The 18562-nt window shown below is 37.1% G+C and carries 15 protein-coding genes; 11 read left to right on the forward strand and 4 right to left on the reverse strand.

The genetic code is table 11. The features are described from left to right. Positions 1–38 precede the first annotated feature (38 nt). The 4 genes from EsVE80_RS00630 (at position 39) to EsVE80_RS00645 (ending at position 4488) form a co-directional block, all read left to right on the forward strand. A complete protein-coding gene (locus EsVE80_RS00630) occupies positions 39–872 on the forward strand; it encodes a PRD domain-containing protein (protein ID WP_173102002.1) in 834 nt (277 codons plus the stop codon). A gap of 228 nt (positions 873–1100) precedes the next feature. Beyond that, positions 1101–2705, forward strand: a complete 1605-nt coding sequence (gene malX / locus EsVE80_RS00635) for a maltose/glucose-specific PTS transporter subunit IIBC (RefSeq protein ID WP_173102003.1) — start codon at positions 1101–1103, stop codon at positions 2703–2705. Beyond that, entirely contained in the window at positions 2702–3895 is a 1194-nt protein-coding gene (locus EsVE80_RS00640; protein WP_173102004.1) for a MalY/PatB family protein, read from the forward strand. Before malX ends, EsVE80_RS00640 begins: the two co-directional genes overlap by 4 nt. A 185-nt stretch (positions 3896–4080) precedes the next feature. Beyond that, positions 4081–4488: a DUF4809 family protein gene (locus EsVE80_RS00645; protein WP_173102005.1), complete on the forward strand. Its 408-nt coding sequence runs from the start codon at positions 4081–4083 to the stop codon at positions 4486–4488. Between the two features lie 124 nt (positions 4489–4612). On the opposite strand, the gene EsVE80_RS00650 is transcribed toward EsVE80_RS00645, so the two are convergent. Then, positions 4613–4762 carry a hypothetical protein gene (locus EsVE80_RS00650; protein ID WP_173102006.1) on the reverse strand — a complete coding sequence of 50 codons (150 nt, stop codon included), beginning with the start codon at positions 4760–4762 and terminating at the stop codon, positions 4613–4615. A 315-nt stretch (positions 4763–5077) separates the two neighbouring features. Here EsVE80_RS00650 and EsVE80_RS00655 point away from each other — a divergent pair, with 315 nt between their 5' ends. Together EsVE80_RS00655 and EsVE80_RS00660 are read left to right on the forward strand one after the other, a co-directional pair. After that, complete coding sequence (locus tag EsVE80_RS00655) at positions 5078–6280, forward strand: MFS transporter (protein WP_173102007.1); 1203 nt, start codon at positions 5078–5080, stop codon at positions 6278–6280. A gap of 237 nt (positions 6281–6517) precedes the next feature. Then, entirely contained in the window at positions 6518–9064 is a 2547-nt protein-coding gene (locus EsVE80_RS00660; RefSeq protein WP_173102008.1) for an HAD-IC family P-type ATPase, read from the forward strand. Here EsVE80_RS00660 and EsVE80_RS00665 read toward each other — a convergent pair whose 3' ends face one another. After that, complete coding sequence (locus EsVE80_RS00665; protein WP_173102009.1) at positions 9065–10510, reverse strand: helix-turn-helix domain-containing protein; 1446 nt, start codon at positions 10508–10510, stop codon at positions 9065–9067. A 463-nt stretch (positions 10511–10973) separates the two neighbouring features. Here EsVE80_RS00665 and EsVE80_RS00670 point away from each other — a divergent pair, with 463 nt between their 5' ends. The 3 genes from EsVE80_RS00670 (at position 10974) to EsVE80_RS00680 (ending at position 13583) form a co-directional block, all read left to right on the forward strand. Further along, positions 10974–12170: an MFS transporter gene (locus EsVE80_RS00670; RefSeq protein WP_173102010.1), complete on the forward strand. Its 1197-nt coding sequence runs from the start codon at positions 10974–10976 to the stop codon at positions 12168–12170. Between the two features lie 669 nt (positions 12171–12839). Next, entirely contained in the window at positions 12840–13139 is a 300-nt protein-coding gene (locus tag EsVE80_RS00675; protein WP_173102011.1) for a hypothetical protein, read from the forward strand. A gap of 126 nt (positions 13140–13265) precedes the next feature. Further along, positions 13266–13583, forward strand: coding sequence for a hypothetical protein (locus EsVE80_RS00680; RefSeq protein WP_173102012.1), 318 nt, complete (start codon positions 13266–13268; stop codon positions 13581–13583). A 183-nt stretch (positions 13584–13766) separates the two neighbouring features. Here EsVE80_RS00680 and EsVE80_RS00685 read toward each other — a convergent pair whose 3' ends face one another. Further along, positions 13767–15014: a glutamate-5-semialdehyde dehydrogenase gene (locus EsVE80_RS00685; protein WP_173102013.1), complete on the reverse strand. Its 1248-nt coding sequence runs from the start codon at positions 15012–15014 to the stop codon at positions 13767–13769. Between the two features lie 237 nt (positions 15015–15251). Further along, positions 15252–16058: a glutamate 5-kinase gene (gene proB / locus EsVE80_RS00690; RefSeq protein ID WP_173102014.1), complete on the reverse strand. Its 807-nt coding sequence runs from the start codon at positions 16056–16058 to the stop codon at positions 15252–15254. 464 nt (positions 16059–16522) lie between these two features. On the opposite strand from proB, the gene EsVE80_RS00695 reads away from it, so the two are divergent. Beyond that, entirely contained in the window at positions 16523–17035 is a 513-nt protein-coding gene (locus EsVE80_RS00695) for a dCTP deaminase/dUTPase family protein (RefSeq protein ID WP_173102015.1), read from the forward strand. A 66-nt stretch (positions 17036–17101) separates the two neighbouring features. After that, entirely contained in the window at positions 17102–18472 is a 1371-nt protein-coding gene (radA, locus tag EsVE80_RS00700) for a DNA repair protein RadA (RefSeq protein ID WP_173102016.1), read from the forward strand. Positions 18473–18562 lie beyond the last annotated feature (90 nt).

The following is an 18562-nucleotide window of genomic DNA, read 5'->3' on the forward strand; positions in this document are numbered from 1 at the left end:
TCTGTTAAATTGAGCATGCAGAATAGAAAGGGACCATCATGAAAGTTATTAAAGTACTAAACAATAGTGCGGCAATCGTTTTGGACGGCGATCATGAAGCAATTGTGATTGGCAACGGTCTTTCTTTCGGCAAAAAAGTTGGCGATGAAGTTGATCCGTCAAAAGTTGAACGGAAATTTGTTGCCAATACGAACCAAATCGATGAAAAATTTCAAAAGCTATTTGAAAAAATCAGTTATGAAGAATCAAGCTTGGCGTTTGAGATTATTGAATATTTCAAAGAGCAATTGGATTATCCGCTAAATGATTTAATTTATCTTTCTTTAGCAGATCACATCAACTTTGCGATTGAACGTGCTAAGACAGGCATTTATCTGCCTAACGCGGTACTTCATGAAGTACAAATGTTTTATCCAGCGGAATATCGATTAGGAGCGTGGGCAGTTTTACTTTTAAATGAAAGAGCCCAAGTAAATTTACAAGCAGATGAAGCGGGTTTTATTGCATTACATATCATCAATGCCCGTTGGAGTGGGGAAAAGACGCACTCCGAGCAGGATTTTAACAAAATCATTAGCGATTTAATCGAAATTCTAAATGAAACTTATCAACGGGATTTCAAGAAAGACAGCATTAATTATCATCGCTTGGTGACGCATCTGAAATATTTTTTATTGCGGGAATTTGGGATGCAGCAGCAAGCAAAAGTAGATGATTTTGGGTATTTTGATCAAGTAATACAAGATTTTCCGCAAGCTTATGCAGGTGCTGAAAAGATCGCCAAATATTTGGAGACATTTTTTGGCCACAAAGTACCAAAAGAAGAAAAGGTCTTTTTGACCATTCATATTAATCGTATTCTTCAAAACTAGAGTGTTACTATTCGGTAGGCAAGATCTAGTCAGAAGGGTTTCTAAAACGCAGTGACGACTGCTGTCTTTAGGCTACCTTCTGACTAGATCTTTTTATATTTCGCTTTTTAAAGCGGTTACTTTTAATCGTTGCATGCCTTTTAAAAGTAAGACCATTTAAAAAGCTGAAAAGTTATTTTTACAAAGAAAGATTTAAAATGGCGAAAATCAAAATTAGGAGGAAAGAAAATGAGTAACGCAGCGACAGCATCACGATCACTACGGACGAAAATTTTGAGCTTTTTACAAGAGTTGGGGAAAACGTTTATGTTCCCTGTTTCAACTTTAGCTTTTATGGGAATTTTAGTTGGGTTAGGCAGTTCGGTAACTTCAGAAGCGATGATTCAAAAGATCCCTTTTTTGGGCAATGATATTATTCAATTTATTTTTAGTTTTATGAACACAGTAGGTGGTTTTGGTTTTACGTATTTACCTGTAATGTTTGCGATGGCTATTCCGTTTGGGATGTGTAAACGCAACAAAGGAGTAGGCGCTATCTCAGCTTTTGCAGGTTATGTAGCCATGAACTTATCCATTAATTTCTTATTGAATTATCGTGGTGAGTTGGCTGATGCACAAAGTATGAAAATTGCTGGTCAAAACATGGTCTTAGGAATTCAAAGTATTGAAATGGGTGTTTTGGGCGGAATTATCGTTGGTTTAATCGTTTATATGTTACAAGAAAAATTCCAAGATATTCGTTTGCCAGATGCCTTTTCTTTCTTCGGTGGTATTCGTTTTATTCCAATTATTAGTGTTTTAGTTTTAGGTCTTGTTGGTTTGGTTGTTCCTTTTACGTGGCCTGTATTGCAATCAGGGATTGAAGCATTAGGCAATGGCATTCAAGGCGCTGGTATTTTTGGCCCATTCTTATATGGGTTAGGCGTATTGTTATTAAAACCGTTTGGGATGCATCACATTTTACTTGCGTTGGTTCGTTTTACAGAAGCGGGGGGCACACAAGTTGTTGACGGCAAGCCGATTTCTGGCGCTTTAAATATTTTTTATGCACAACTAAACGCCGGCGAAGCGATTTCGCATCAAGCAACTGCTTTTCTTTCACAAGGATTTATGCCAACCTTTATGTTTGGTTTACCGGCAATTTGTTTAGCAATTTATTTGACAGCCTACAAGAAAAATCGTCCTGGTATTAAAGGGATTTTAATTTCAGCAGTTTTAGTGGCTGTTGTTACCGGGATTTCAGAACCGACTGAATTCTTGTTCTTATTCTTGGCACCAGGGTTGTATTTATTCCACTCGGTGATGTCTGGGGCAGCGTTAATGGTAATGAGTTTGATTGGCGTGAATATTGGGAACACGGATGGCGGAATTTTAGACTGGTTGATTTTTGGGATTATGCAAGGCAATGAAACAAAATGGTATTTGTTAATTCCAGTTGGGATTGTCTGGTTTGCTATTTACTTTTTTGTTTTCCGTTGGTACATTTTGAAACATAATTTGGAAACACCTGGACGGGAAAAAGAAGAGGAAGTTACATTGGCAGATGGTGTTACGGCAAAACCCAAAACCTTTACAAAAGGCAATGGTATTTACGATCCAGGTATTATTTTGGACGCTCTAGGTGGCAGTGCCAATGTTACGAGTTTAGACAATTGTGTTACACGTTTGCGCCTGCAATTAAAAGATAAGAGCTTGATGGATAAAGCAACTTTGAAAAAAGCAGGGGCTTTGGCAATTGTAGAATTAGATGATCACAATGTTCAAGTTGTTATTGGTGCCCAAGTGCAGACGGTGAAAAACGGGATTGAAGAAATTATGGTGAGCCCAGCATGATGAAAGTTGAGTATCAATTTGATAAAATGGCAGATCGGACTATTGATCACGCCAGAAAATGGGACCAAAAAATTATTCAAAGTAAATATCCTGGTACGCCAAAAGACTGTATTCCTATGTGGATTGCCGACATGGATTTTCCGGCGGCACCACCTATTAATGAAGCTTTTATGAAGATTGCTCAAAATGGGGCATACGGCTACACCTATGCGTATGATGAATTTTATGAAGCTGTCATTAATTGGCATAAACGCCGTCACGGCAATCAAGTACAAAAAGAATGGATTACGTTATCTTATGGGACTGTATCTACTATCCACTATTTGTATCAAGCTTTTTGCCAAACTAATGAAGCTGTTATTATGAATACGCCAGTATATGATCCGTTTAGTTATGCGGCAAAGCATAATGGTCTGCAGGTAATCGCCAACACGTTGAAGAATGTAAATGGTCGGTATGAAATTGATTATGCTTTACTAGAAGAACAATTGCGTACTAAGCGACCACGCGTTTTCTTGTTTTGCTCTCCTCACAATCCATCTGGTCGCGTGTGGCACATAGAAGAAATAGAGCAAGTAGCAAAACTATGTCAGAAATACGGTACAATTTTTGTTAGCGATGAAGTGCACGCCGAGATTATTTTGAGCGGAAAATTTGTCTCTGCGTTGCAGTTACCAAAAGAATATCATGACAATTTAATTGTGTTGACATCACCGAATAAAGGCTTTAATCTAGGCGGCTTGAAAACGTCTTACTCGATTATCCCAAGTGAAAAATTACGCCAAGTATTTCGTCATCGGTTGGAGATGAACTCGATTACCTCACCAAATTTATTCGGTGTAGTGGGTATCATCACTGCTTATAACCAGTGTGAAGACTGGCTTGATGCTATGACAGATTATATTCGAGAAAATTATCACTACACCAAAGAATTTATCGAACAAAATTTGCCCAACTGGGAATTAATGGAGATGACAGCTTCTTATCTGCCGTGGATAGATATCTCCAAAACAGGTAAGACAGCACTTGAAATTGTTGAGCCATTGGCAAAAATTGGCGGTGTGATTATTGAACCTGGAACAAATTATGCTAGTGATGGTGAAAATTTTGTTCGGTTAAATATTGGTACCCCTAAAGAAGTTTTAGTAGAAGCTTTAGAACGAATTAAAATTTTTATGGCACAAAATTAGGAAATAAAAAACAGTCTACTTTTTGACTTTCACCAAGTATTTGAAAACGAATTGGTGAGGTTAAAAAAGACTGTTTTTTTCTTATCAGAGCTGGAATCTTCTATCAAAATTAGTGGAGGGGCGGTATAATAAAGGCAAATTGACAAGAAGATGATTGGAAAATCATCTAAAAAGGAGCATTGAATATGAAAGCAGTAATTACGAGTGAGGAATTTTATACAGAGGGTGGTTGCAATGCCTGTCAACCTTTTACCATGGCAACTTATGACGTAACTTTTGAAGACGGCACCACCAAATCATTAGAAGAATTGGATATTCCATCATTGATCATGGCGCTTGCACAAAAAAATCATTGGGAACAATCCTATGAAGAAGATGATTTTGATGATGTCTTGATTTATCAAAAAGCAGATACAAAAATCGCCGTAAAAGAGACACCGCGAAAAGTAACGTTCCAAACAAAAGCTGAAAAACAAACTTTTGATAAGCAAAATTGTGATTTAACCACTGTATTTACACAAGTCAACACGATTGCAACAACATTGTTTCATATAGAAGCAACAGATTTTGAAGTAAGGCCATTAGAAAAATAAGATTTAGCTGGTAGAAAACGGGGAGAAAGAAGTATCCGCAAAAAGACAACAAAAAAGCATCTGCTTTCTAGTCTAGCAGATGCTTTTTAAGAATAACTGGAATCTTCCATGGGATTTAAACTCCTTATGCAGATTTTTGTAATTCTTGAACCGCTTGTTCAATCGTTACACCAGTAGCAAAATGGTTACTATTGCGTTGGTCAAAAACGATAAACAAGTTCAACTTGGTGTCTAAAGTTACCCGATAAGGTACTTGCGTGTTATAGAATGTCATATTCATTCTCCTTTCTTTTGTGTGCTTACGAAAGGCAACTAAGTTGATAACGAAATTCCATTGTTATCATACTGCTATTTCAGAAAACTTTCAAACTTAACGCTCGTAAACCTGAATGTATTTTAGAAAATTGTAAAGTACAACAGTTTTATTTTTTTTAGTGAGGTCACAAGCGTGTTCAAGATACTAAATATTATTTTATCAGTTTACTTTTTTACTAGATGCATGAAGATGTTAGTTGACGTCAAAGTGGACAGATTTAATCGGAAATATCAGGATTAAAAAATCTAACGTCTTTTGATACAGGAGAAAAAAATGAAAAATTATCAACAAACGATTTACGCCTGCTTTATGGCTTATATTGTTCAAGCAATAGTTAATAACTTTGCACCATTGCTATTTTTAACGTTTCAAAGACAGTTTCATATCCCCTTAACGCAAATTACACTACTAGCGACCTTCAACTTCTTGTTGCAATTAATAGTAGATTTTGCTGCTATTTTTTTTGTCGACAAAATTGGTTATCGTATTTCGATTGTTGCTGCACATTTATTTTCAGGGGTAGGTTTAATCGGGTTAGCTATTTTTCCATTGGTTTTTTCGAACGCTTTTTTAGGTTTGTTAGCAGCAGTAAGTCTGTATGCCGTTGGTGGTGGCTTATTAGAAGTATTGGTAAGCCCCATTGTCGAAGCTTGTCCCACGGAACACAAGGAAAAAACCATGAGTTTATTACATTCCTTTTATTGTTGGGGCGTAGTGGGCGTAGTGGGACTTTCCACTCTTTTTATTGCTTTAAGTGGAATTGAGAATTGGCCCTATTTGGCCGGTGCTTGGTCGGTATTACCATTTTGTAATGCTTTACTATTCACAAAAGTACCAATGCGTGCGTTAATTGCAAAAGGCGAGCGTGGCTTAACAGCTAAAGCTCTATTAAATTTGAAAAGTTTTTGGTTATTTCTAGCTTTGATGGTTTGTGCAGGAGCAAGTGAACAATCGGTTAGTCAATGGGCATCGACGTTTGCTGAAAAGGGACTTTTCGTTTCAAAAGTAGTAGGAGATTTAGCCGGACCGTTGTTATTTGCTTTTATGATGGGAATATCGCGTATTTTTTATGGGAAGTACGGGCACAAGTTGGCTTTGCAACGGTTTATGATGATTAGCGGGATTGTATGTGTGGGAGCATATTTGTTAATCGGTTTTTCAAAAAGTGCGCCGTTGGGATTTTTAGGGTGTGCGTTAAGCGGATTGGCAGTGGGAATTATGTGGCCAGGAACATTTAGCTTAACTGCTCGGACGATTCCAAATGGGGGCACTGCGTTATTTGCGTATTTAGCTTTAGCAGGAGATTTAGGCTGTTCAATTGGTCCTAGTGTTGTCGGTTTTGTTTCAGCCGCAGCAGACAATCAATTGCGTTTTGGAATTCTGGGAGGAATAATATTTCCCGTAGGTTTAGTTATTGGTATTTTTTTGCTAAAAAAAATGTATCGTCAACACGAGGGAATGATTGTAAGAAGTTAAACTAAAAGGCGGAACTAAACAGTTTCGCCTTTTTTTATTTTACGTACTAAAACCTGATTCCTTTTTTACAGATAGTGCTATAAGAGTAAGTTGCGTTCGTTTTCAATAGGATCAGCCAAATTGATTAAACGTAAAATTTTGCTACACATTTTTTTCATGTTCCACTGAAATTATCGGCGGTTTTAAATTTTTTTTCTCCCTATAATAAAGGTATCAACAAATAAGGAGGAAATGCCAATGAAATGGTATCAACTAAATACAAAACAAGTTTTACAAAAATTTAACAGCACTTCTGCTGGTTTAACAAAAAAAGAACGGCAACAACGTTTAACAGCTCAAGGTGAAAATAAAATTGAGGAGAATCAACAGGTGAAGCCTTGGCAAAAGTTTTTAAAACACTTTACTGATTTATTAATGATTGTTTTACTGTTTGCTGCAATTTTAAAATTTGTCACAGGAGATTATGTCGAAGGCGGAATTATTTTACTAGTCGTTATAGTAAATGGTTTTGTTGGCTATTGGCAAGAACGAAAAGCAGAAGAATCGCTTGACGGGTTAAAGCAGATGATGAGTCAAGAAGCAGTGATTTTAAGTAGAGGGCAAAAAGAAACAGTTGCGACAACTACAATTGTTCCAGGCGATATTGTTTATTTAAAAGCTGGGGACGTGGTACCTGCTGATTTGCGGTTGATTGAAGTCCATGACTTTGTAGTAGAAGAAGCAATTTTAACGGGTGAATCTGAAGCAGTGGAAAAAACTGTAACGGAAATTTTCCAAGAAGCGTTAGCTGGTGATCAGAAAAATATGGCGTTTTCAGGTACGCTAGTGCAAGCTGGATCTGCGTTGGGAATTGCAGTTGCGACAGGAAATGCCACTGAAATCGGTAAAATTAACCAAGCATTGCAGTCTGTCACCGGGACAACCACACCTTTAGTGCGCAAAATGCATCAGCTAAATAAGCAAATTTTCCGGGGAATTATGGTTTTAATTTTGTTTTTGATTTTCTTTACGACATTGCGTTATGGAATGGAACTAGACTTGCTTTTTTCTGCGATGATTGCGCTAATTGTTGCCATGATTCCAGAAGGATTGCCTGCCGTGTTAACGATGATTTTATCCTTAGGGGTAAAAGAGATGGCAGAAGAAAATGCGATTATTAAAAGTATGCCTTCAGTGGAAACGTTGGGCTCGATGACTGTGATTTGTTCAGATAAGACTGGAACGTTAACTAAAAATGAAATGACGGTAGTTGAAACAAGTACGCAAGATACACCGTTACTCATGTCTATTATGAATAACTGTCAAGATTTGAAATTACAAGATGACCAAGAGGTAGCGCAATTAAAAGGTAATCCAACCGAATTAGCTTTGTTACACTATGTAGATGCCAAAAATTTAACGTTGAAAAAGCAAATTGGAAAACTACCCTTTAGTTCTAGTTACAAATACATGGCGACATTACATCCACTAAGTGCCACTGAAAATGTGGTCTTTGTCAAAGGAGCGCCAGAAGTTTTACTAGCCAAAGCACAACTAAGCAAAACACAACGAGCTGATTGGCAAAATCAGGCTTCAAAATTAGCTAAAAAAGGGCAACGTGTTTTAGCTTTTGCTGTAAAAACACTACCAGTAAAAACAAAATTAAGCCACGAGGTACTAACCGAATTAGATTTTGTCGGAATTGCAGGGATTATTGATCCGCCAAAAGAAAGTGCCATTCAAGCTGTTAAAGAAACGCAAGCTGCAGGAATTACCGTTAAAATGATTACTGGTGATCATAAAGATACCGCTCAAGCAATTGGTAAAGAAATCGGACTCAAGCATACTGCTACTGTATTAGAAGGAATCGAGATTGATCAATTAACAGATGAAGAGTTGGCAACAGCTGTTAAAAAAGTAGATATTTTTGCTAGAACTACACCAGAACACAAGTTGCGAATTGTTACGGCTTTGCAAAACAATGGTGAGGTTGTTGGTATGACAGGTGACGGGGTGAATGATGCACCGGCATTGAAAAAAGCCGATATTGGAATTGCAATGGGCATTAAAGGAAGTGAAGTAACAAAGCAGGCGGCGGATATGGTTTTAGCAGATGACAATTTTCACACAATTGCCAAAGCAGTAAAAGAAGGACGTCGTATTTTTGATAATTTGAAAAAGACAATCAATTTCTTTTTACCGTCTGCTTTATCGCAAGGCTTGATTGTAGTCATTGCGTTATTACTAAATCAGCCATTGCCCCTGACGCCGGTGCAAATTTTATGGGTGAACATGGTTACGACCATTACACTTTCTTATGCATTAGGTTTTGAAAAAGCCAGCAAAGATACTATGAATCGTCCGCCACGAGCAGTCAATGAGGGAATATTATCCGGCTACAGTCTGTTTCGTATTGTATATGTGTCACTTATCATTGTTCTTCCAGCTTATTTTATCGCCTTGCAATTTGAAGGGACAGCTTTACAACAGACGATTTTATTACAAACAATTGTGATGTCTCAAGCTGTCTACATGTTAAACTGTCGTGAATTGTTAAATCCGGCGATTAATAAAGGAATGTTACAAAATAAAGCCTTGTTTATTTCCTTGGCACTCTTGTTACTGCTGCAAACGACTGTCGTTTTTGTCCCTGTTGCGCAGAATTTAATCGGTACGACAAGTTTAAACTTAACCCAACAATTACTCGTCTTAACAAATGTAGCTGTATTATTTGTAATTGTTGAAGTAGAGAAGTGGATTACAAGACGTTTTGTTAAAAATCCTGTGGTACAAGACGCAAGATAACTATAAATAACTTTCAAAAGTGAGCTCGGCTAACTGGCGGAGCTCATTTTTTGTTGGCATGGTCGAAATGTAAAAAATTGGCATTGGGGCTTGGTCTAATGGAAAATTGGAAACAATTATATCTTTAGGACCAAACTGCAACGTTTTTAAGTCGGTGACTTCAATCGTCTGTAAAACAATTCGCTTACCTAAGTAGTCATGTAATTCTTGTTCGACAAACGTTTTCCAAGCCGGTTCACTTTGGAAAAGAAAATAAAGTGTCCGCATTTGAGGACGAAGTGAAAAGAAAGCCTGTTGTTGCAATAAAGTTATTAAATGTAGCAAATAAATTGGTTTTTTGTCTGTGTCTATTTTAAATAAGTCTTGTTGCAAAAGGCGCAAATTTTCTGGATAAAGACGCGCAAAAGTTTCTTCTTGCGGTAATGATAAGCGGTAGTCTGATTCAAATTGGACGGATAAATCAGGTGATTCGTTATATTTCAAGATGAGTAGCATTAAATTGTCAGCTAAAAGCGTCTCTTTTAGCGCAGGCAACTGAAATTTTTGGGCTAACTGGCTGACAAATTTGGTTGTCTGCTGGTACAAACGAACATACTCCTTTTTTATTAGTTGCTGCAGTTTGTGACCAAATTGATTGTTATAATTCCAACTTTCTAAGAAACAGAAGAAAGCAAAAAATAATTCGTTTTGCTGTAAGTAGACCCCTTCTTTTTGATAGAGTTCTTTTAATAAAGGGATATAAAGTGAAAATAGAGGATCTGCTTGATAAGAAAGTTGGTTAATTGTACAGCCTGCTTTATTGCGGATGGTATTGATAAAAAACCAGCAAACACCAAAAATTTCTTCCGTTTGGGCGTGTATTTGGGCTTTTGTTACCTGGTTTAAAAAATCAAAGTAATGAATTTCATGGACAGCGTAATCTGAAAAAAAATAATTATTATGGGTGAAAGGAATTAAGAGCCGGTGATAGAAAATGCGAATACTACTTTCGGTACCGATAAAAGTAGCTTGTGTACTCGATAGTTTAATTTGTAATTGATAATCTGTTAATGCGGTGTTCATCTTTTTGGTATGTCGTTTTAGCGTTTCAAATGAAACCCCGGTCTGACGCAAAAAAGGTTTGACGGCTAAATCTGGTTTAAACAACAGCGCTTTGATTAGTTGCACACTAATAGAATGGGGTAAAAAGACTTCCCACAAGTCATTGGTTAAAGCATCTTTTTGGCGTTTTAAGGAAATGCCACTGCTATCTGTCTTTATTTGCCAGTTTGGTGGTAATTCTTCGCGCATGATTTGCAAATCGGAAAAAATAGTTCGTTCGGTAGTATGAATTTGCCAAGCCAATTCCTTGGCAGTGATTTGTGGCTGTTGTAACAAGTGTTCTAATAAACGAATTTGCCGATGTAAGTCTTTTTCGGTAATAATTTTTTTTAACAGCGAATACATATTCTCACCCCCTCGCATTTAGCATACGAAGAAAAAAAACTGACGTCAAGGAAGAAAGAAGAACGGTTACATGCTCTTTAGCAGGCGATTGTGTAAAGTTTCGCAAATAAAAAGAAAAAAGGGGCATTTTTTATTAAAAGAAAAAAAGTTTAATGAGATTTTTGCTATGTGTTATTATGGGTAATTTTCTGAAAGTTTTCTATAGCAATGACGTAAACTGATTTACGTATAAAAAAGAAACCTAACATCTTCATGTTAGGAGTTCCTTGTTTTTCTGTTAGATAAGGGTAAAATCTTTTAAAAATCCCACTTACTACAGCCGCTCTTTTAGCCTGAGGGAAAATTATGAAAGCAAAAAGATTTGCCGACGTGAAAACGTCACAAATTTTTTTTGCCCAAAATTGGCCACATAGTGATAAAAAGGTGTATTAGAAGGTGTTTGGATTTAAGAAAGGTGTTTTTTATGTCAAAATATCAACGAAAAGTGCTAGTTTCTACTTCAGCGGGGATTGCCCTTGAAAACATGGATATTATGTTTTTATCTTTCTCCTTGTCTACAATGATTACAACTTTTGGCATCACAGGCACACAAGCCGGATTTATTTCCACTATTACGAATATAGGTATGTTGGTAGGAGGAATTATTTTCGGTATTTTAGCGGACAAATTTGGTCGCGTTAAAGTTTTCTCACAAACTGTTATTATTTTTTCAATTGCTTCTTTATTAATGTTTTTTGCTTCAAATATTTATCTTGTCTATCTTTTTCGCTTTATTGCGGGGATTGGTGCTGGAGGTGAATATGGTGCTTGTATGTCACTAATTTCAGAAACCTTCTCCAAAAAACACTTGGGCCGGGCAACCTCGACAGCTGCAATCGGTGCACAAGTTGGGGCAATTTTAGCCGCAATCTTAGCATCTCTTATCATTCCACTATTAGGTTGGAAAATGTTATATGTTATCGGCGTCATTCCTGTATTATTAGTCTTAGATATTCGTAAAGGTTTAAAAGAACCGGAATCTTTTGCTGAAAGCCACAAAGATAAAAGTGCAGGCAAGTTTTCTTTACTTTTTGCTGATAAAGCAACTGCTTGGCAAACAGTCGGGTTAAGTTTAATGGTAACCGTCCAAATCGCAGGTTACTTTGGCTTAATGAATTGGTTGCCATCCATTATGCAAAAACAATTGCATCTTTCTGTATCAGGATCTTCTTTATGGATGATTAGTACCATATTGGGGATGTGTTTAGGGATGATGACTTTTGGAACGGTAATGGATAAATTAGGACCACGTTTAGCGTATGGTATTTTTCTAATTTGTTCATCTGCGTCTGTCTTCTTGATTGTTTTCGCTCATGACAAATGGACACTCCTTGCAGCGGCAGTAATTGTCGGTTACTTTATTAACGGTATGTACGGGGGGTATGGTGCGATTATCAGTAGTTTGTACCCTACGACGATTCGGGCGACAGCCAACAATTTTATCATGAATGTTGGACGAGCAATTGGCGGATTTTCATCAGTTGTCATTGGCTTTTTAATGGATCATTATTCTTTGATGACAGTTATTATTTTCTTAGCGGTCATCTATTTGATCAGTTTAACAGTCATGCTGACATTGCCGGGTTTAAAAATGATGCATTTACAAGAAAAAACAGCCTGAGAATAGTAAAATAAAAAATCCAATCTGCTTATGCTACATCTAAGCAGATTGGATTTTTTTTATTTTTTTGCTGCAAACGTCGGATGTTAAAAAAGCCAAAACTGACAGCTGCTAAAATAAAGAAAATAGGTAATTGTTACTTGTGCCGTTGAAATATGAAATACCAAGCACTCCACTTAAAATGGGAGTCAAACACCAAATAGTATCTAGTAAATAACAAATTGCCGGAATGCATAATAAAAATAATCCACTGTATCAAGAAAACTTTGCAAGTTAACCATCTAAAGAAAACATGCCAATCAAAGTAATTAAAATCACCCATAATCCTTCTCTGACTGAATAAGGCAGTTATTTGTCTTTTTTTTCTCCTTTTTGTAATTTTGAATAGCAAACGAAGAAAACTCACTCTTTCATTAAAAAATTGTTTCACATGAAACAATTGTCACAAAAGTTTCTTATGATTACGAAAATAAAAGAAATATAATTTTCTATTTTAAAAATAGGATTAGAAATCATTTGCCGCTTTGATGAAGAACTGAGGCAATTAAATCAATATTTTTGGTTTTATTTAAAATTTTGAAAGTTAATAAATTGATTTTAAATTAGAAGAAATCTAATCTTTTTGTTACAATATATTAATAAGAATTCAAAAGGGAAGGGAGTGGTAGCATGAGTAAATTGTTGGTGAGTTTGGTATTTGTTATCGCCTTGAACAAAAGTGACAATTTTATTTGGTCAGTAACCCCAGTTGTACCTGAAGTGACGATACTAAAACATGCCGAAAAAAATGCTACTAGTCCTATTAATCCAAATTTTAAAACGCCACCGGTACTATCGCCTCATGTTGAACCAAATCTAAATCAACGGACAAGCCGTGAATTTTCAATCAAAAACTTGCGTAATTTTTTTGCTTTTGGATTAGGGAGTATTCTAGCTTTGTTGGCAATTTGGCGCCAACGCAAAAAATAATTTTTAAAATGTATTTGGAGCGTTGCCTTCTAATTTTTTTCTTTGAGGCAAAGAGCTCGGCGGTTTAAAGGATATGGGCTATACTTTAACTAGATTAGTATAGTTAAGTAGAAAAGAGGAATCAAAATGGATTCGTTATACCACGAATTAACCCAAATTATTGAAGAAGAGTTGCAAGAAAAAGGACAAGTATATACGATTGGGAAATTTACGGGCTTAGGTTGGCTTTTTCCCGCTGAAGTAGCCGGTGTCCCAAAAGTTTCTCTAAAGCAGTATGAAAAAACGGTGAATTTGTATTTTTTCCCCAAAGAAAATGGGGAGCCCTTATTTCCAAAATATGAATCTGTTTTTAAAAAAAGTAATATGGGGAAAAGTTGTCTACGTTTGAAAAATTTGAATGCTGAAAAAATTGCAGCTATTCGTGCGCTCTTGAAAAAAGTGTGAGAGTAATTGATTGGGATAAAAAAGCACAGCTCCTGCATATTAAAGATGCAGGAGCTGTGCTTTTTTATCCAATATTGGCTAGACCAAATGTCTCGTGTCAAAGTGACAACAGCAAAAAATTGAAAACAACAAATTGCAAGGCTGTCTTCATGCTAAAAGGAAAGACAAGTACATCTTGCTTTTTTATTCTCGAATTTGACCGTCACCATAGATAATATATTTAGTAGATGTTAATTCTTCCAAACCCATTGGTCCGCGAGCGTGTAATTTTTGTGTGGAAATGCCAATTTCTGCTCCAAAACCAAAAACAAAACCGTCGGTAAAACGAGTCGAGGCATTTACATATACAGCAGCTGCATCTACTTCTTTTAAAAATTTTTGGCTCGCGAAATAATTGTCTGTAATGATCGCTTCAGAATGTTTGGTATTGTAACGATTAATATGGGCAATGGCTTCTTCTATGGAAGCGACTACTTTGACTGCCATGATATAATCCAGATATTCTGTTGACCAATCTTCTTTTGTTGCGGCAATTGCGTCTGGCAAGTAAACAATCGCCTTTTCATCTGCGTGAAATTCCACCTTATGTTCGGCTAACTTAGTTGCAATTTTGGGTAAAAATTCAGCAGCAACATCTTCATGTATTAATAAAGTTTCAGCAGCATTGCACACAGAAGGCCGTTGTGTTTTGGCATTATCGGTAATGTTAATCGCCATTTCCAATTGCGCATCTTTATCAATGTAGATGTGATTGTTTCCTGTGCCGGTTTCAATTACGGGGACTGTCGCCGTTTCTTTGACACGTTGAATTAAACTTGCACCGCCACGAGGAATTAAAACGTCTAAGTATTCGGTCAAGCGCATCATTTGATTTGCTACATCGTGACTTGTATCGGCTACAAATTGAATCGCATTTTCGCAAACACCCGCTGTAGTTAAGGCATTTTGCAGTACACGAACTAAAATTTGATTGGAGTAAAATGCTTCTTTACCGCCGCGCAAAATAACGGCGTTGCCAGTTTTGAAACACAAGCTGGCTGCATCAGTGGTTACGTTTGGCCGCGATTCATAAATAATACCGATGACCCCCAATGGAACTTTTTGCCGTCCAATCAGTAAACCATCCGTATTTTTCCACATCTTTTCTACTTCCCCAATAGGATCAGCTAATTGAATCACCTGACGGATACCGTAAGCCATAGCGTCAACACGTTGCCCTGTTAGGCGCAAGCGATCTTGCATCACTTCGGAGATACCATTTTGGCGCGCATTGTTTAAATCTTTTTGGTTGGCAGCTAAAATATCGTCTTTATTAGTTAAAAGTGCTCGCGCCATTAATTCTAATAATTCGTTTTTGCGCGTTGTGGACAAAAGTGCTAATTGCTGTGCACTTTTTTTAGCTTGTTGCCCTAACTGAATTAAATCAAACATGTTTTTCCTCCTTGTAAAATTTTTGAGTAGTAACAGTTTCTTAGCAAAGTTGGAAATAGTAACTAAAAATTTTTTGCTTTTTTGTGTCAATAGCAATGGCATTGCTTATTGAGTTGATTGCCATTATTATAGATTCTTTCCACTAAAATGCGAGTAAAATTACTCAGCAGTTTAAATATGTCGATGAAAAGATACAGTGGGGGTTTCTTTAGTTTATCAAATTGTCTTCATGATGATTTAGGCGGGACCGCAAAAAAGAGTACCAATTTGTTTACCAGCTAAAATGTCAAAAATGACTTGTGGCTGTTGTCCGTTGGCTAAGACCATGGCACTTTCAGTAGCTAAAATTCGCTGGGCGGCATTTAATTTACTAATCATACCACCAGTGCCGTATTTTGAGCCTTTGTCGCCAGCAAAATCCCAAATTTCTGGCGTGATTTCGTGAATGGCGTGAAATAAAATCGCGTTTTTATTTTTAGCAGGATTACCCGAATAAAAACCATCAATGTCAGATAACATCACCAACAAATCACCTTGAACGAGTTGCGTGACAATAGCGGACAATTGGTCGTTATCACCAAACTTGGTTTGATGATCCAATTCATCAATGGCTACCGTATCATTTTCATTGATGATAGGGATTATTCCCATCTCTAGCAATTGTTCCAAAGTATTGACCACATTTTTACGGCTTTCCGGAAATTCAACAATATCGCGAGTTAGTAGTACTTGTGCAGTCTGCTGACTGTAGGTCAAAAAACGTTGATTGTAAATATTCATCAATTCTGCTTGACCGACGGCAGCGACAGCTTGTTGGGCAGGAATGGTGGCTGGACGTTCGTTAAGGTGAAGCTTATTCATCCCCACACCAATTGCACCAGAAGAAACCAAGACGACTTCTTTGCCTCTATTTTTTAAATCAGTTAAAACAAAAGCTAGTTGATCAATTCCAGCTAAATTAATGTTGCCATTAGGGTAAATAAGAGAGCTGGTACCGATTTTAATGACAATTCGCTGTGCTGCTTTTAAAAATTCACGTTCCATATTCTGACTCCTCATTAAATTTTGGCTAGGCCCGTAAAGAAAAGTATTTTCTAGCTGTATATTGGAAAATTATGCCTGTTTTTTACAAAATACTTAATTTACCGTTAGTTTCATTCATTGTACTTTGTTTTGTTGAAATTTTCACCTGTTGTTTAGGAAAAGACGGTCTGTCTTAGCGCCGCTATTTTTTCTCTGATGGAAGACATGTTTTTGTGGGCTTAAAAATGCGACTTTTACCAGTAAAAAATAAGAAAGAAATAAGTTTAGGCGCGGAATTTTGAAGATTGTATGGAATTTGCGAAATTTTTCGTATTATTGTTTTGAATTCATAAAAAAAAGCGCTAATTATGCTAAAATAGCGTTATGTAAAATAAGTAGATTTTCAATTGTGAAAAGCTTTTCTTTGCATTTGTAAAAGCTAAAAAATTATTTTTCATTTGATTGTAATTTTAGGAGGTACTCACTTGCGTACACGAGGTTTTGAAGTAGTTTCACATTTTTTAGATCAAGATATTTCCTTACCAAAGCGGGCGACCAATCATGCTGCAGGTTATGATTTTGAAGCAGCCCAAGACATTGTAATTCCAAGCATTTGGCAAGAAGGCGTAATAACAGGGCTAAAAGCCTTGAAAGCTGCTAAAGATGGCGGTAAATTCTTAAAACCAGTTTTAGTTCCGACTGGGATTAAAGCTTACATGGGACAAGAAGAATTTTTGCAATTAGCTAATCGCTCCAGCAATCCGTTAAAACGTTTCTTGGTGTTAACCAATGGGGTGGGCGTCATTGATAGTGATTATTATAATAATGCCGATAACGAAGGGCATATCATGTTTCAGTTCACTAACTTTGGTTTAACAGATGTGATAATAAAAAAAGGCGAGCGAATTGGGCAGGGAATTTTCTTACCATTTCTAAAATCAGATCAAGACAGTACTAGTGCTGTGCGCACGGGTGGTTTTGGTTCGTCAAACAAATAAAAAAGACACGTTTAGTACAGCGGGATAATGCTTTTGATGTGCTAAAATAAAATGGAGGGATGGTTTGTGGCTAAAAAGCCTAAAGTCCAATTTGAATGTCAACATTGTGGCTATATCTCACCAAAATATCTCGGTAAATGTCCCAACTGTGGAAGTTGGAATGCGATGGTAGAAGTGGTTATTCAAGACACAACGGATCGCCGTGTACGTACTAGTTTAACTGGTGAGAAAACGAGACCCACGAAAATCGCCGATGTTGTCCCCAAAAAAGAACCACGGGTCAAAACAAAATTAGCAGAATTAAACCGCGTTTTAGGTGGTGGCGTTGTCCCTGGCTCGATGGTATTAATCGGCGGGGACCCTGGTATTGGGAAATCGACCTTGCTTTTGCAAGTTTCGCAACAATTGGCAGAATCTGGTGGGAAAGTGTTATACGTCTCTGGTGAAGAAAGCGCGGAACAAATCAAAATGCGGGCCGAACGTTTAGGTTCCATTCAAACGGAATTTTATTTGTACGCCGAAACGGACATGCACGAAATTTCTCGCGCCATTGAAAATCTGGCACCAGATTATGTCATTATTGACTCGATTCAAACTATGACTCAGCCAGATATTACGAGTGTTGCCGGTAGTGTTTCACAAGTGCGTGAAACGACTGCTGAGTTGTTAAAAATTGCTAAGTCCAACGGCATCGCCATCTTTATTGTCGGTCATGTGACAAAAGAAGGTTCCATTGCAGGACCTAGGATGTTAGAGCATATGGTGGATACGGTGTTGTATTTTGAAGGTGAAAAACACCATACTTTCCGTATTTTACGTGCTGTAAAAAACCGTTTTGGTTCTACGAATGAAATTGGTATTTTTGAAATGCATGAAGATGGGTTGCATGAAGTTTTAAATCCTTCGCAGGTTTTTTTGGAGGAACGTTTGGCCGGTGCAACTGGCTCTGCTATTGTAGTTGCGATGGAGGGTAGTCGCCCAATTTTAGTTGAAATTCAAGCCCTCGTTACCCCGACGATGTTTGGTAATGCCAAACGCACCACCACAGGACTTGATTTTAATCGGGTATCACTCATTATGGCAGTTTTGGAAAAACGCGCCGGTTTGCTGTTACAAAATCAAGATGCCTACTTAAAGGCAGCAGGCGGTGTGAAATTAAATGAGCCCGCGATTGATTTGGCCGTTGCAGTGGCAATTGCTTCTAGCTATAAAGAAAAAGGAACTAGTCCCACGGAATGTTTTATTGGTGAAATTGGTTTAACCGGTGAGATTAGACGGGTTTCAAACATTGAACAGCGGGTCAAAGAAGTACAAAAATTGGGTTTTACCAAAGTTTATCTGCCCAAAAATAATTTAAGTGGCTGGGATGCACCAAAAGGTATTCACGTTGTTGGTGTGGCAACGCTAGCAGAAACATTAAAAAAAGTTTTTAATTAAAATACCCAGTAAAACCATCACTTTCTTGTCAAAAGACAAGAAAAGTATACCAAGGTTGAAAAGATGAGATTGTCTAGGCGTGTTGTTTGC

The organism is Enterococcus saigonensis, assembly GCF_011397115.1.
Taxonomy (GTDB): domain Bacteria; phylum Bacillota; class Bacilli; order Lactobacillales; family Enterococcaceae; genus Enterococcus_C; species Enterococcus_C saigonensis.

What these genes read in the sequence shown, in the direction of transcription:
- EsVE80_RS00630 (WP_173102002.1), top strand. Translation starts at nt 39, where the DNA reads ATGAAAGTTATTAAAGTACTAAACAATAGTGCGGCAATCGTTTTGGAC.
- malX (WP_173102003.1), top strand. Translation starts at nt 1,101, where the DNA reads ATGAGTAACGCAGCGACAGCATCACGATCACTACGGACGAAAATTTTG.
- EsVE80_RS00640 (WP_173102004.1), top strand. Translation starts at nt 2,702, where the DNA reads ATGATGAAAGTTGAGTATCAATTTGATAAAATGGCAGATCGGACTATT.
- EsVE80_RS00645 (WP_173102005.1), top strand. Translation starts at nt 4,081, where the DNA reads ATGAAAGCAGTAATTACGAGTGAGGAATTTTATACAGAGGGTGGTTGC.
- EsVE80_RS00650 (WP_173102006.1), bottom strand. Translation starts at nt 4,762, where the DNA reads ATGACATTCTATAACACGCAAGTACCTTATCGGGTAACTTTAGACACC.
- EsVE80_RS00655 (WP_173102007.1), top strand. Translation starts at nt 5,078, where the DNA reads ATGAAAAATTATCAACAAACGATTTACGCCTGCTTTATGGCTTATATT.
- EsVE80_RS00660 (WP_173102008.1), top strand. Translation starts at nt 6,518, where the DNA reads ATGAAATGGTATCAACTAAATACAAAACAAGTTTTACAAAAATTTAAC.
- EsVE80_RS00665 (WP_173102009.1), bottom strand. Translation starts at nt 10,510, where the DNA reads ATGTATTCGCTGTTAAAAAAAATTATTACCGAAAAAGACTTACATCGG.
- EsVE80_RS00670 (WP_173102010.1), top strand. Translation starts at nt 10,974, where the DNA reads ATGTCAAAATATCAACGAAAAGTGCTAGTTTCTACTTCAGCGGGGATT.
- EsVE80_RS00675 (WP_173102011.1), top strand. Translation starts at nt 12,840, where the DNA reads ATGAGTAAATTGTTGGTGAGTTTGGTATTTGTTATCGCCTTGAACAAA.
- EsVE80_RS00680 (WP_173102012.1), top strand. Translation starts at nt 13,266, where the DNA reads ATGGATTCGTTATACCACGAATTAACCCAAATTATTGAAGAAGAGTTG.
- EsVE80_RS00685 (WP_173102013.1), bottom strand. Translation starts at nt 15,014, where the DNA reads ATGTTTGATTTAATTCAGTTAGGGCAACAAGCTAAAAAAAGTGCACAG.
- proB (WP_173102014.1), bottom strand. Translation starts at nt 16,058, where the DNA reads ATGGAACGTGAATTTTTAAAAGCAGCACAGCGAATTGTCATTAAAATC.